The sequence below is a fragment of the Mesotoga sp. genome, assembly GCF_035363035.1.
GTDB lineage: Bacteria > Thermotogota > Thermotogae > Petrotogales > Kosmotogaceae > Mesotoga.
The window spans coordinates 54,256-66,991 of record NZ_DAOSEH010000007.1 but is presented as its reverse complement, the minus strand read 5'-3'; the positions used below and the strand labels follow the sequence as shown (position 1 = coordinate 66,991).

At 49.9% G+C, this 12,736-nt stretch carries 15 protein-coding genes and 1 pseudogene; 9 read left to right on the top strand and 7 right to left on the bottom strand.

Going from position 1 to position 12,736, the window contains the following annotated elements; genetic code table 11:
- The 5 genes and pseudogenes from PKX57_RS02615 to PKX57_RS02595 all read left to right on the top strand — a co-directional run.
- Positions 1 to 1,451, top strand: a pseudogene (locus PKX57_RS02615) (LptF/LptG family permease); the annotation flags it as partial.
- Positions 1,452 to 1,462: 11 nt separating this feature from the next.
- The gene (locus tag PKX57_RS02610) at positions 1,463 to 2,092 is read left to right on the top strand and encodes a uracil-DNA glycosylase (RefSeq protein ID WP_472414608.1); all 630 of its coding nucleotides are present in this window, start codon (positions 1,463 to 1,465) and stop codon (positions 2,090 to 2,092) included.
- 1 nt (position 2,093) lies between these two features.
- A complete protein-coding gene (locus PKX57_RS02605) occupies positions 2,094 to 3,038 on the top strand; it encodes an NAD-dependent epimerase/dehydratase family protein (RefSeq protein ID WP_213920291.1) in 945 nt (314 codons plus the stop codon).
- A complete protein-coding gene (locus tag PKX57_RS02600; RefSeq protein ID WP_213920290.1) occupies positions 3,001 to 4,311 on the top strand; it encodes an AAA family ATPase in 1,311 nt (436 codons plus the stop codon). Before PKX57_RS02605 ends, PKX57_RS02600 begins: the two co-directional genes overlap by 38 nt.
- Positions 4,308 to 4,877: a macro domain-containing protein gene (locus PKX57_RS02595; RefSeq protein ID WP_213920289.1), complete on the top strand. Its 570-nt coding sequence runs from the start codon at positions 4,308 to 4,310 to the stop codon at positions 4,875 to 4,877. Before PKX57_RS02600 ends, PKX57_RS02595 begins: the two co-directional genes overlap by 4 nt.
- Here the strand turns inward: PKX57_RS02595 and PKX57_RS02590 are convergent.
- Together PKX57_RS02590 and PKX57_RS02585 are read right to left on the bottom strand one after the other, a co-directional pair.
- Positions 4,855 to 5,529: a thioredoxin fold domain-containing protein gene (locus PKX57_RS02590; protein ID WP_213920288.1), complete on the bottom strand. Its 675-nt coding sequence runs from the start codon at positions 5,527 to 5,529 to the stop codon at positions 4,855 to 4,857. The two genes, PKX57_RS02595 and PKX57_RS02590, sit on opposite strands and share 23 nt — an antisense overlap.
- Positions 5,530 to 5,533: 4 nt before the next feature.
- Complete coding sequence (locus PKX57_RS02585; protein WP_213920287.1) at positions 5,534 to 6,268, bottom strand: cytochrome c biogenesis protein CcdA; 735 nt, start codon at positions 6,266 to 6,268, stop codon at positions 5,534 to 5,536.
- Between the two features lie 258 nt (positions 6,269 to 6,526).
- On the opposite strand from PKX57_RS02585, the gene PKX57_RS02580 reads away from it, so the two are divergent.
- From PKX57_RS02580 to PKX57_RS02565, 4 genes are all read left to right on the top strand, one after another.
- Positions 6,527 to 6,880, top strand: a complete 354-nt coding sequence (locus tag PKX57_RS02580) for a desulfoferrodoxin family protein (protein ID WP_213920286.1) — start codon at positions 6,527 to 6,529, stop codon at positions 6,878 to 6,880.
- Positions 6,881 to 6,902: 22 nt separating this feature from the next.
- Entirely contained in the window at positions 6,903 to 7,064 is a 162-nt protein-coding gene (gene rd / locus PKX57_RS02575) for a rubredoxin (protein WP_470745095.1), read from the top strand.
- Positions 7,065 to 7,134: 70 nt separating this feature from the next.
- Positions 7,135 to 8,805 (top strand): 2-oxoacid:acceptor oxidoreductase subunit alpha, encoded by a 1,671-nt coding sequence (locus PKX57_RS02570; protein ID WP_213920284.1) that lies wholly within the window; start codon positions 7,135 to 7,137, stop codon positions 8,803 to 8,805.
- Complete coding sequence (locus PKX57_RS02565; RefSeq protein WP_213920283.1) at positions 8,802 to 9,653, top strand: thiamine pyrophosphate-dependent enzyme; 852 nt, start codon at positions 8,802 to 8,804, stop codon at positions 9,651 to 9,653. The genes PKX57_RS02570 and PKX57_RS02565 overlap by 4 nt, the downstream gene beginning before the upstream one ends.
- Here the strand turns inward: PKX57_RS02565 and PKX57_RS02560 are convergent.
- Genes PKX57_RS02560 through PKX57_RS02540 form a run of 5 tightly spaced genes read right to left on the bottom strand, consistent with a single transcriptional unit; the run spans position 9,646 to position 12,730 of the window.
- The gene (locus tag PKX57_RS02560; RefSeq protein ID WP_213920282.1) at positions 9,646 to 10,323 is read right to left on the bottom strand and encodes a DUF554 family protein; all 678 of its coding nucleotides are present in this window, start codon (positions 10,321 to 10,323) and stop codon (positions 9,646 to 9,648) included. The two genes, PKX57_RS02565 and PKX57_RS02560, sit on opposite strands and share 8 nt — an antisense overlap.
- Positions 10,317 to 11,099, bottom strand: a complete 783-nt coding sequence (locus PKX57_RS02555) for an ATP-binding cassette domain-containing protein (RefSeq protein WP_213920281.1) — start codon at positions 11,097 to 11,099, stop codon at positions 10,317 to 10,319. Before PKX57_RS02555 ends, PKX57_RS02560 begins: the two co-directional genes overlap by 7 nt.
- Complete coding sequence (locus PKX57_RS02550) at positions 11,096 to 11,740, bottom strand: ATP-binding cassette domain-containing protein (RefSeq protein ID WP_213920280.1); 645 nt, start codon at positions 11,738 to 11,740, stop codon at positions 11,096 to 11,098. The genes PKX57_RS02555 and PKX57_RS02550 overlap by 4 nt, the downstream gene beginning before the upstream one ends.
- Before the next feature lie 46 nt (positions 11,741 to 11,786).
- On the bottom strand, positions 11,787 to 12,395 hold the full coding sequence (locus PKX57_RS02545; protein ID WP_213920279.1) for a methyltransferase: 609 nt from the start codon (positions 12,393 to 12,395) through the stop codon (positions 11,787 to 11,789).
- On the bottom strand, positions 12,392 to 12,730 hold the full coding sequence (locus PKX57_RS02540; RefSeq protein ID WP_213920278.1) for an HIT domain-containing protein: 339 nt from the start codon (positions 12,728 to 12,730) through the stop codon (positions 12,392 to 12,394). Before PKX57_RS02540 ends, PKX57_RS02545 begins: the two co-directional genes overlap by 4 nt.
- Positions 12,731 to 12,736: the final 6 nt, after the last annotated feature.

Here is a 12,736-nt window from a genome sequence, read left to right as displayed (position 1 = left end):
TTTTTTTTTTTTTCAAGCAGAAGACGGCATACGAGATAGCATTCGAGTACGAATCTGGAAGCGACTTCAAATTGACGAAGAACCAGATACCCATCACGTTGAAGAATGAAGTGATGTGGAAGCCTCTTGAGTGGTACTACCTCGGAGTTCAGTACAATCCCGTTCTCACGTACGATTTTCTCAAGAGTGAATGGAGACTGGACCATCCAGGCAAGCTCCTGACAGGAATAAACACGGAGGCTCTAAAGATCGACTACTCGCTCGAGCTGGATTATGAAGAACTCGTCGCTAGTCCTACGGATATGAACTGGCTTGGAAAAGGAGAGTTGAATAGCGAAGGGAAATTCGATCTCTGGGGAACCTCTCTCAGTCACAAGTCAGATACCATTTTCATGCCGGTAACTTCAAAAGCGTCGGAGACCTCATATTCGGTGAGCTTCGAGTCGGATATCTTTTCCCACAGTACCGAGAACAAGGTATACTGGCAATCTGACGATCTCTTCGATGACTTCGTGAATAAGGAAAAGCTGACTCTGTCGTTAACGACAAAGACCAAACTGGAGTTCACTCTGGACTGGACTTACGACGCTTCGCCAAATATCGTCGATAACGAGAGAAGGCTGAAAGATCTGGTTTTCGGATCCTCCATAACGCTGGAAGACTTCGCCACTTTCGCGCTGAAGTTCAGATATCCTTATCTGTCTGGAAAGAACAAGATATACGATAGAATCAGAGTCGAGGTAAACAACCTCACCGTCGGAGAGGTCAAATGGAAGAGCGCCTTCCTGGACTTCACGACCGGTTTTTCGACTTTCGACTCTAAATACAAGTTCCCGGCCAAATACTTCAGCGCTGCCGAAACCAGGGCGCGTTTCGCGGTCTGGGAATCGAAGCAGCTCGAAATATCCTCGTTAACGGTCGGAGAGTATTTTATAGCAACAAAAACGGCTTCCAATACAAACTACAGTGCGTACTCGCTGGGATTCTCTAACGTGAAGTACGGCAACTCCACTGTACTGGGGGGCAGCACGGGAAAGTTCGAAGAATTCGGGATGAGCATGGAATTAGCCTTCAGCGATGACATCGATTTTGTGATGCATATAAACGATCTGTACTTCCCGATGGGCTCTCTATCAGACAAACCCGGTATATTGAAGCGTTTCTCCTTCGGAATCGACGGCAGCGGCGGTAGGAATTTCGTGGAGATAGGAACCTACGCCGGAGATATAGCCCTGTGGGACGAATCGATGAGCAAGATCTCGCCGCTCTACCTAGACCTCCACTGTATGGCCGCCGAGATAATTCTGAAAATCAGTTTCGGAAGTCAGGTGAAGACGTTCACGGAAACGCTGGAGACGATTGCAGTGAAATTCTACATCAAGGAATTGAAAGACAGATACCTGGTCATTGGACTTCACAAAGGAGCGCCTTTCTTCAGATTCAGGTTTTGAGGTGATAAGCTGTGACTGATTACGTAAAGAGGAAGGAACACCTGCTAGGAGTTATAAGCAAGATAAACGATTGTACACGATGTCCCCTGAGCACGACACGCAACAACGTGGTGCCCGGAGAGGGGTCCATTCAGTCTCCGATAATGTTCGTGGGAGAAGGTCCGGGCGCGGATGAAGACGCTTCCGGAAGGCCGTTCGTAGGGAAGGCAGGGCAGTTACTCACAAAGATTCTAGAATCGGTGAAAATCGATAGACAGGACGTATATATAACGAACATCGTGAAGTGCCGTCCACCCAACAACAGAGTTCCAACCACCGAAGAGAAAAACGCCTGCTCACCTTATCTTCTCTCCCAGATAGCTATCGTCAGTCCGAAAGTAATCGTTGCCCTCGGGGCAACGGCTTTGTCCTTTTTCGTGAGCGACGAAAAGATAAGAATGACGGAGGCGAGAGGCAAGCTGTTCGACTGGCTAGGCGGCATAAAGATCTTCGTTATGTTCCATCCGAGCTATCTTTTAAGATATCCTTCCCGGGACCCTGGCTCTCCGAAGAGCCTTACCTGGGAAGACATACAGAACATCAGAAAAATGTACGATAGATTATTAGAGGGAAGGGAAATAGAATTACAAGGAGGTGGGTGATATGGGCGAGAATTACCTTGTTACGGGTGGCGCAGGTTTCATCGGCTCTCACGTAGTAGATGCGCTTATAAGAGACGGTAAGATCCCGATAGTTGTCGATAATCTTTCGAGTGGAAAAATAGAGAACCTCGATCCGAGGGCGCTTTTTTACCAGCAGGATATAACCGACTGTGAAATGATGGAGAGAATTTTCATGCTCCACAAACCTAAAGCCGTATTCCATCTCGCAGCACAGATAAGCGTATCGAAATCGGTGAGAGAACCGGAAGAAGATGCGAGGGTCAACATCATCGGTACGATCAGACTGCTACAAATGGCGATTAAGTACGGAGTGAGAAAAGTCATCTTCTCTTCCACCGGTGGAGCCATATACGGGGACGACGTAAAAAAGATCCCGACCGATGAAAATGAATTTCCCAAACCTCTATCTCCCTACGGGATAGCCAAATTCTCCACAGAAAACTACCTGCGGTTCTTCGCCGGCGAGCACGGATTTAAGTACGCCACGCTCAGATACGCCAACGTCTATGGACCCAGACAGGATCCTCACGGCGAGGCTGGAGTCGTTGCCATCTTCTCGCGGAGGATGTTGAAGGGTGAGAATGTGGTGATCTTCGGCGACGGTGAGTGCGTGAGGGATTACGTGTATGTGGAAGATGTGGCAAGGGCCAACCTGCTGGCCATGGAGAGACTGGAAAACGACACGGTGAATATCGGTACGGCGATCGGAACCTCGGTCAACGGGCTTTTCGAAAAGATGAAAGTGACCTCGGGTTACTCCAAAGAAGCGATTCATGAAGCTCCGAGACCGGGAGATTTAAAAAAATCGATACTGAACTACTCCAAGGCGAGCACCCTTCTCGACTGGGAACCTTCGGTGCCGCTGGAAAAAGGACTGGAAAAGACGATTGAGTATTTCAGAAACGAACTGGAAACCCTTAAGTGAAAGGATCAGGCCCCGCACCTTCGACGACCTGGTCGGACAGGAACACCTGGCTGGAAAGAAAGGGATAATCAGGGGAGCGGTCGAAAGCGGTCGGCTCTTTTCCATGATACTTTACGGGCCCCCAGGCACGGGAAAAACCACCATAGGTGAGCTCATCAGGGCCTATCTGGGGAACAATTACCATTTCGAGTTCTTCAGTGCCAGCCTTCAGGGGACGGCAGATCTGAAGAAACACTTCTCACACGGCGAGAGGTTGAAGGCCGTCGGTCAACAGCTGGTTCTCTTCGTAGATGAGATACACAGATTGAACAAGAGCCAGCAAGACGTCTTTTTACCCGTTACCGAGCGGGGTACGATCGTACTCATCGGAGCGACGACGGAGAACCCCAGTTTCGAAGTCAATCCGGCCTTGCTGTCGCGTTGCCGTCTGGTGATCCTCAAGCAGTTGAACGCGGCAGATATATTGCGCCTGCTGTCGCGTGCCCTCGAGCGAGACACTTTTCTATCTACCTCCGGCGTATCGGTAGATAATGAGGTTCTAGAAGTTATCTCAGGCAGCAGCGGGGGAGATGCCCGTATCGCCCTCAATCTGCTGGATACTCTAGTGGAGAGCGCCGCTGCGCTCGAAAGAGAGAAGCTAGATCTAGAGCTGATGAACGAGCTTTCGGTCCTTCCTTCTGGACGGTACACCAAAAAAGGTGAAGAGCACTACGATATTGCATCGGCCTTCATCAAGAGCATGAGGGGGAGCGACCCTGACGCGGCACTGTATTACATGATTAGAATGCTGGAAGGAGGAGAAGATCCAAAATTCATCGCCCGACGCATGGTGATCTTTTCCTCCGAGGATATAGGACTCTCCGACCCAATGGCCCTTGTGATTGCCATATCGGCCTTTGAAGCCGTCAACAGCGTGGGATTGCCCGAATGTATTCTCAACCTCTCGGAAGCGGCGATTTATCTGTCTGTCGCGACCAAGAGCAACCGGGTGAACGAAGCCATGATGACGACTCGCGATCGGGTCAGAAACACACCTAATCTTCCGGTGCCTCTCAAGCTCAGAAACGCCGTGACGAACATGATGAAAGGACTCGGCTACGGAAAGGATTACCACTATCCGCACGATAGTGGCGGCTTTTCAAAGGAATATTACTTGCCCGAAGAGATCAAACAGGAGATCTACTACAAACCTGGAAACATAGGCAAAGAGCGGCAGGTGGCCGAAAGATTGAGAACCCTCTGGAAGGGATTGAAGGAGTATCCGGAGGAATGACGCACGTTCATTTGCTGGAAAGGGATAGGGCATTGAAGCTGGAGATTGCAGACATAACCGTCCAGGAGGTCGATGCGATAATCAACCCGGCCAACGCCTATCTCAGACACGGAGGCGGTGTCGCCGGAGCGCTTGTCAGGGCAGGCGGCAGAGAGATTCAGCTGGAAAGCGACGCCCTGGTGAGGACCGATGGGCCTTTGGAAGTCTCGGGAGTTGCAGTGACATGTGCAGGCACTCTGAAGGCCGGCAAGATCATACACGTTCTCGGGCCACGGCTTGGTGAGAAAGATATCGAAGAGAAACTCCACGGCTCTTTCATGAACGTATATAAAAAGGCCGGCGCTATGGGCATAGTCACCCTGGCAACGCCGGCCATATCTACGGGCATATTCGGTGTTTCCGTTCGTATATGTGCGAGAGAATTCTTCCGGGCCACGGTTGATTATTTCAAAAGCTATCCATCTTCATCGTTGAAACTGGTAAAGATGTGCCTTATAAACAGCAAAACTTACTCGGAATTTCTCTCGATATCCTTCGATTACTTCAATTCAAAACAAGAACTCTGAAGGCGCCTCTCTCGAGTAGCTGCTGGCCAGTTGCCAGATCTTTTGTTAGCCAGACCGTGAAGGGGTCAACCTCTTCACCGTTGTACTCCTTGGCTAGCGGATCCCTGGCCAGAACAAACCCGTAGTCCTCTTCATTGACCTTCACAAGTGCAGCCGTTCCCACGTACTCGGAAGGCAATTTCCTGTAATCGTCGAACTTCACAGTCTCATAGGCCTTCTCTCCAATGAATCTCACTATCGGGATGAAATCGCTGGCAGGCACGTATCCGGGTAGCTGTGTCAGGGGCTCACCGTAGGTGGTATAGAACCAGAAAGTGGGCGTTCCCCTTACCCCGAAGGCTGCGTAAAGATCACTGTAAGAGTATTCTTTTACGTCTCCCTGGGTTGGAAAGGTAGCCTTACCGGAGTTGGATTTGTATATCTGAGCGAATACGAAACCGGCCCTTAGAATCTCCTGTACGTTACTGTCTGCAAGTGTTTCCTTTTCGAATTTCACACAGTAACTACAGTTCTTGTCGGAGAACATGATGATCGCTTCTTTTTTCTCGATAGAAGCCAGCCTCATTGCCGTATCGAAGTCGTCGAGCATTCCTACATAGGAAAAAGCCGCCACAGCGATCAGTAAAACGAGTAAAACAGATATCCTTCTCACAAAATCAACCTCCCGTTGCAAATTGCAGCAAATTTAGATTTCCAGTCATCGTCAGTATCCCTGCCGCCACGAGGATCAAGAACACGGCGATTCTCATAATCTTTCTCCAGCGACTCTCGCCTCCAAAGGAAATTCTGGAAGTGATCCTCGCCACTAAACCGCTCAGCGTGAGAAATGGAATGCTCAGGCCGAGCGAATATACCAGCAACATGATTCCACCCTCGCCAAGGGTGTTCTGGTTGGCGGCCAGTACCAGTATCGAGCCAAGTATAGGGCCGGCGCACGGCACCCACACCAGTCCGAGAACAGCTCCGAGAATGAATCCACTGAGAGCCGATCCTCCGAGTTTCCATACGTTGAGTTTCACGCCTTTAAAACCGATTTCGAAGAGATAGAGGAATCCGAAAAGAACGAAAAGACTTCCAGATATTACGTTCATCAAAACCTCGTTCTGTCTAATAAAAGTTCCCAGACCGGTAGCTCCGATTCCCAGCACGAAGAAGAAGAGAGACATACCGAGCGTGAAAAACACGCCTCTGAGAAAGCGCGCCTTTCCATCGACCGCACCTCCCATAAGAACACCGAAAAACACCGGTATCAGCGGGAGAATACACGGAGAAAAGAAAGACAGAAGCCCTCCAAGAAAGGCACTGCTGTAAGTCACACTCGTACTGACTATAGGACTGAGAATAGGAGAAATACCCAACGTACCCGTTGCCACTGCCGTTAATTCATTCATATTACCCCTCCCGGGTATATTATAAACCATTGCTTTTTTCTTTTCAAAGCAAATCCTATTACAAAGCGCGAAAGCTCGTTTTTCAACTGTAGTTCTTTGTAACTATTCCAAATAGATTCACTCCTTTGACAGTATGATATAATTATTCTACTGGGCCGGTGCTACAGAATCTGCCGTAGAAAGCTAATTAGAGAGTCGTTTGTTTTTTTGATGTGTCTTATATTTTTGATCATAGTTCTATAACAAGGAGGGGTCTTAATGGGAATTGGCGAGCTTATTAAGAGCGCCGACTGGAAGAACGAAAAACACGTACCAGTTATTGATATCCCCGAGGCAGTTATTCCCGGTACGGCATTCGATGTAACGATAACCGTCGGTAAGGAAATCGCGCATCCGAACACCATCGAACACCACATCAAGTGGTTCGATCTATACGTCAAATACGATGACGGACAGCTGCTGGTTCATCTGGGACATATCGAGTTAACGCCGGTCACGACGCAATCCAAGGCAGTGCTCAGCATCAAACTCGAAAAGTCAGGAACTCTGATTGCAACTTCCTATTGCAACATTCATGGCCTTTGGGAAAGTTCCAGAAAAGTCGATTTTTAGTATCCAGTACAAGGAGGTTGGTGTGATGAAGTACAGATGTACGATTTGCGGGTATATCTATGATCCGGAAGTCGGAGATCCCGACAACGGAGTCGATCCCGGTACGAGTTTTGAGAACGTTCCAGATGACTGGGTTTGCCCTCTGTGCGGAGCCAGTAAAGACGATTTTGAACCTATCGACTGAATCGTAAAGCGGGAGTCCAGCTCCCGCTTTTTTATTAGTCAGGAGTTTCGAACGCCCTGGAGGTGTCAACTTGAAAGACTATGTGATTGCTATATCTGGAGAAGCGGGCCAGGGTATAAACACCATAGGAGATATGCTTGCCCTGAGCCTTTTCAGGAATGGCTACTGCGTCTTCACGGACAAGAGTTATCATTCAAGAATCAGGGGTGGAGAGTATGTATATCGCATAAGGATATCCGGGATGCCCCTCTATTCGATGCGACAGGAATTCGATCTTGTGGTCTCTTTGAGCAAAAGTACCACTTTGAGCCAGATAGAGTATTTCCACGATGAAACCGTGCTGGTCTTTGATTCCGATTCTGAACATGTCACCCACGAAGAGGCGGGGATACCCTTCAGGGAAGTCAAATTCCCCTTCAAAAAGGTCGCGAAAGAAGCCGGAGAGCCGCGCGCACAGAATGTGGTCTCTCTAGGAGCGCTTTTGAGCCTTTTCAGAGTGAGGAGAGAGATCCCTGAGAAGCTTGTGAGGGAGGCTTTCGAGGGTAAAGAAGAGGTGACCAGGGCTAACCTGCTGGCTCTGAGCAAGGGCTACGAAATAGCCCTGCCCGTGGAAGTGCCAGCCTTCCAGCCCCTCGCCAGAGAATACTTTCTCATGAACGGGACAGAAGGGACCGGTCTGGGTGCCATAGCGGCAGGTTGCAAGTTCCTGGCAGCCTACCCCATGACTCCGGGAACGGGAGTGATGACTTTCCTGGCTTCGAACGCCTTGAAACACTCGATAGTAGTGGAACAGGCCGAAGACGAAATTGCAGCCGTGAACATGGCCGTGGGCGCTTCCTTCGCCGGTGCCAGATCTCTCGTAACAACTTCCGGAGGGGGGTTCGCCCTGATGCAGGAAGGTGTTTCGCTGGCTGCGATGACGGAAACCCCGCTTGTGATAGTAGATGCTCAGCGCCCGGCTCCGGCGACCGGACTGCCCACGAGAACCGCGCAGGAAGATCTCCACTTCGTGATTCACGCGGGCCACGGCGAATTCCCGAAATATGTGGTCGCTCCGAGAACTGCCCGGGACGCCTTCGAGATCACACAGAAGGCCTTCTACATAGCCGATAAGTACCAGATACCCGTCATCATACTTCTGAGTCAATGTCTGACGGATTCATCCGCGACAATAGAGAAACCGACGTACATAGAAGAATACCTGGAAAGAGCGATTGTCGATGGCGAGGAGAATTACAAAAGATACATCCTCACTTCAAACGGCGTATCTCCAAGAGCCATACCCGGCGGTAAAGCGCTGGTGAAGGTCGATTCCGACGAACACGATGAATACGGTCATATAACCGAAGATCTGAAAATACGCAAAGAGATGGTTGAGAAACGGATGAAAAAGCTAGATGACCTTGTTCGTGAACTCTCCGAACCTCTGAAGTTCAACCTCGATGCCCCGCTCGTTCTGGTCGGCTGGGGCGACAGCTGGGGTGCGATTGACGAGTTCGCCAGGAGCAGAAAGGGCGTGGGTTATATACATTACAACGAAGTGTTTCCCCTCGATGCCTCCGTGGCGAATCTCCTACGCGGTAAAAAGGTCGTTACGGTGGAAGGGAACTTCACCGGCCAGTTCGCCACGCTTCTAAAATCGATCACCGGACTAGAGGTGAAACACATGGGAAGGTACGACGGCAGACCGATAAACGCCGCCTGGATAGCGAAAGAGATAGAAAGGGAGGGGCTGTCATGACATATTTCAGAGAGTGTGAACCTGCATGGTGCCCCGGTTGCGGGAACTTTCCCCTCAGAAAGAATCTGATCGAAACGCTGGATGAATTGAAAATCCCTAAAGAGCTCTTCGTTATGGTTTCGGGAATCGGCCAGGCCGCAAAGATGCCACACTATCTCGAAATGAACTTCTTCAACGGTCTTCATGGCAGGAGCTTACCGGTGGCCTTCGCGATAAAGGCCGTCAATCCGCGACTCACGGTCGTTGCCGAATCAGGCGACGGAGATATGTACGGCGAGGGTGGAAACCACTTCATTCACGGCATAAGGAGAAACATAGACATCACCGTCCTCATTCACGACAATCAGATCTACGGTCTCACCAAGGGGCAGGGCTCTCCTACGACTCAGAAGGGTCAGGTCACGAGTTCCCAGTTACAGGGTGTGATAAACGAACCGCTCAACCCCCTGGCGCTTGCGATCACAATGGATGCGACGTTCGTCGGCAGAACCTTTATTGGCGACAGCGAGCATTTCAAGAGAATAGTCACAGCCGCGATCAAGCACAGGGGCTTTTCGGTGGTCGATATAATGCAACCCTGCGTGACTTTCAACAAGGTGAACACTTTCAAATATTACAAAAACCGTCTGTACGACGTCAAAGAAGAGAACCCATCGTACGATCCCGGCAACAAGGCGAGAGCTTTCGAAAAGTCTCTGGAATGGGGAGAGCGCATTCCGATGGGCATCATATACACCAGAGACAAACCCTCTTACAGTGAATTGCACGCCGTTCTGAAGGAGGGCGTGGTTCCAGTGAAAGATTCGAAGGAGTTCAACCTGGAGAGAGAGCTCGAAGTCTTCAGGTGAAAAGCGTCGAAACCCATGTAAGTAGAGGAGATACTATCAGGGCCGGGAGGAAATTGCCGACCCTGATTTCTTTTATTTCGAGCAACCTCAACCCCAGCCCCAGCAACATCAGGCCTCCGACTCCCGAAAAATCGCCCAGATAGATCGGACCCTGGAGAAAGGAGAGAAGACCGGCCAGGGAAACCAGAGAACCCTGTACAACATATACCGCTCCGGCCGAGAGTAGTACGCCTCTGCCCATAGCAGCCGCGAGCATTATCGAAGAGATACCGTCCATCAACGACTTTATGAAGATGAGTTCATTTTCACCGCTCAAACCGGCTTTCAAAGAACCTATCACAGTCATGGGACCGGCAACGAAGAGCACGGAAGCAGTTATGAAGCCTTTCACGAAATTCTCATCGTCACTTTTCTTTCCCGTGAGTTTTCCAATCTTTTCCTCTATATCCAGAGCCTGGCCGATGGCTCCTCCGACTATGAGGCTTCCGAGGACCACCAATACGCTGCTGGTATCGAGAAACATCTCTATTCCCAGTGCCATGGTCAGCAACCCGATCACGTTGAAGAAAACCTTCCTGTAGCTTTCTTTGACAAGCTTTCCACCGAAGATTCCCAGGAGCGAACCAGCGATAACGGCCAGAGTGTTGACGATCACAGAGATGTTTAGCAATTCATTTCACCCCTCCAATAGGATAAAAGCTCCTCGTCACCGGGAAAGCGACCAAAATTGCGATAGTAATCGACCATCAACTTCCCTTTGAGTTCTAGATCTTCGGCACGGACCTTTTCAAGAATATACCCGTCTATTGTAACGAAATATTTCAACCTTCCCCTGTCTAGAGTCGCAACGTGGGTTGCAAGATCGAGAAAATCCATTAAATTGTGTGTTGCGATAAAGATTATTCTGCCGGCGGCACGCTCGGACACGACGATTTTTCGTACGTTTTCAATTCCAGGCTCGTCTAGCCCGGCGGCCGGTTCATCGAGAAGGAGGAGCTTCTTCGAAAGGCCGAGCATCGCCGCAAGTCCTACTCGCCGTTGTTCACCACCGGAAAGGCTGAGCGGAGAACGCGATGAATACTTCTCGTGATCTAGTCCGCAACTGCTCATGATATCTCTGTACCGGTCTTCAACGTCAGGATAGCAGCTCTCTTTGAAGGCGAAAATAATCTCCTCCCTGACGGTGGCATTGAAGAGTGACTCTTCGGGAGACTGGAAAACCATCGTTGCACGTCTTTCCACACTCTCGTCGTCGAGGGTTACTTCACCTGATTGCGCTTTCAGAAGACCGCAAAGAAGCTTCAGGAGAGTCGTTTTTCCCGAGCCGCTCGATCCTGTAAGAAGAACAAGCGAACCTTCATTTGCTTCGAAGGAGATATCCGATATGACCTCTACCAGCTCGGACCTTCTCGAGGGATAGGCAAAGGAAAGGTTTTTGATTTTCAACATGAGAGCTCCAGTTCGAATGGCACCGGCATGCCGGCCAGCGTGAAGATCTCACGATTCTTTTTAAGCAGCTCCCAGTTTCCGTAGAAGACCATCGAACCGTTTCCAAGTACGAGAAAGCGGTCAAAGACCGAGAGATCGGAGAACCTGTTGGTACTCAGCACTATTGAAGTACCTCTCTCCGTCAAAGTGTGCAGGATATCGAGCATATTCTTTATCTCGAGCCTGTCCAGCATCGAGAAAGGCTCGTCGATAAGCAAGAGGTCCGGTGAGATAACGGTAGCGGCCGCCAGAGCAACACGCTGGCGCTCTCCACCGGAGAGCGAAAGTATATCCCTCTTTCTCAACTCCACTATAGAGTATCTTTGAAGAGAGGTTTCGATCTTCGAAGAGATTATTTCTCCGTTATCTTCGCAACCGCTGAGCGAGAACAAAAGGTTTTCTTCTACGGTTGTACCGAAGAGCGATAGGCCCGGGTCCTGGAAAACCATCCCGATTCTGCCATCGACGCGGATCTCGCCCGAGACTTCCTCTAATATCCCGGCTATGGATCTGAGAAGAGATGTCTTCCCCGAACCGTTGAGGCCTATGATAGCGAGTGACTCACCCTGATGAAGAACAAGAGATACGTTTGAAATCACCCGATTACCACGGAAGGAGATGGATACTCCCCTCAGAGAGAGAATTTCACGCTTTTCTGGAGAGATAGACACGGATACCACCGGACTTCACCAGAGCGGTACAGTTGCCGAAGACTTGCCTCATTATCCCCTCGATGCGCGATCCGCCTTTGTTATGAAAGGCGACTACCTGCAGACTTCCACCCAGCGCGAGATATGTCGGTGCCTCCAGAACGATCTTCTCCCAAACCGATTTTCCGGCTGCCATGGGTGGATTGGAAAGGATTACATCGAATTCCATGTCTTTCCATGGTTCGTAAAGATCACCCTTTCTCACATCGGCCTGAACGTTGTTATCTCTGGCGTTGATCTTGCTGAAGGTGACCGCTCTGGTGTTTACGTCGCTCATGAAGAGAGATATATCCGGGTATTCGCGCTTCAAGGTAATTCCGACCATCCCGAAACCGCTACCTATATCCAGCACGCGGTCCTGGGCGGAAACAACGCAGTTTTCGACCAGTATCGTCGATGCCCGATCGACTTTGCCATAGGCAAACACGCCTTCGGGGCTCTTGAAGATGTACTGATGACCGTTTTTGAGATCGAACTTCACTGTCTTGATCGTTCTCGGCGGTTGTTTTTGATCAGTGTAATAGTGCTCAAAGCCTTCTTTCATCCCAGTCTTCCGAGTTTCCTTCCGCCGATAACGTGAAAGTGAAGATGCTCCACTTCCTGACCGGCATCGCTTCCTTGATTGACGATCACCCTGTAACCCGTCTCCTTGACACCTTTTTCGTCGGCGACGATATCTATAATATCGAGCAGATTCTTGAGCGCTTGACCGGAAAAGCCAGACAGCTCTTTGATACTTTTTATGTGCCTCTTCGGAACCACTAGAACATGGCAGGAAGCTACGGGATTTATATCGTCGAAGGCTACGAAATCTTCGTTTACGGAAACGAGGGCGCTCTTTATATGACCGCCAGCGATCTTACAGAACACACATTCCATAATCCA

Coding starts and splice junctions, on each gene's coding strand:
- PKX57_RS02545 (WP_213920279.1), bottom strand. CDS start 12,395: ATGAAAGAAGGCTTTGAGCACTATTACACTGATCAAAAACAACCGCCG.
- PKX57_RS02595 (WP_213920289.1), top strand. CDS start 4,308: ATGACGCACGTTCATTTGCTGGAAAGGGATAGGGCATTGAAGCTGGAG.
- PKX57_RS02540 (WP_213920278.1), bottom strand. CDS start 12,730: ATGGAATGTGTGTTCTGTAAGATCGCTGGCGGTCATATAAAGAGCGCC.
- PKX57_RS02580 (WP_213920286.1), top strand. CDS start 6,527: ATGGGAATTGGCGAGCTTATTAAGAGCGCCGACTGGAAGAACGAAAAA.
- PKX57_RS02605 (WP_213920291.1), top strand. CDS start 2,094: ATGGGCGAGAATTACCTTGTTACGGGTGGCGCAGGTTTCATCGGCTCT.
- PKX57_RS02585 (WP_213920287.1), bottom strand. CDS start 6,268: ATGAATGAATTAACGGCAGTGGCAACGGGTACGTTGGGTATTTCTCCT.
- PKX57_RS02565 (WP_213920283.1), top strand. CDS start 8,802: ATGACATATTTCAGAGAGTGTGAACCTGCATGGTGCCCCGGTTGCGGG.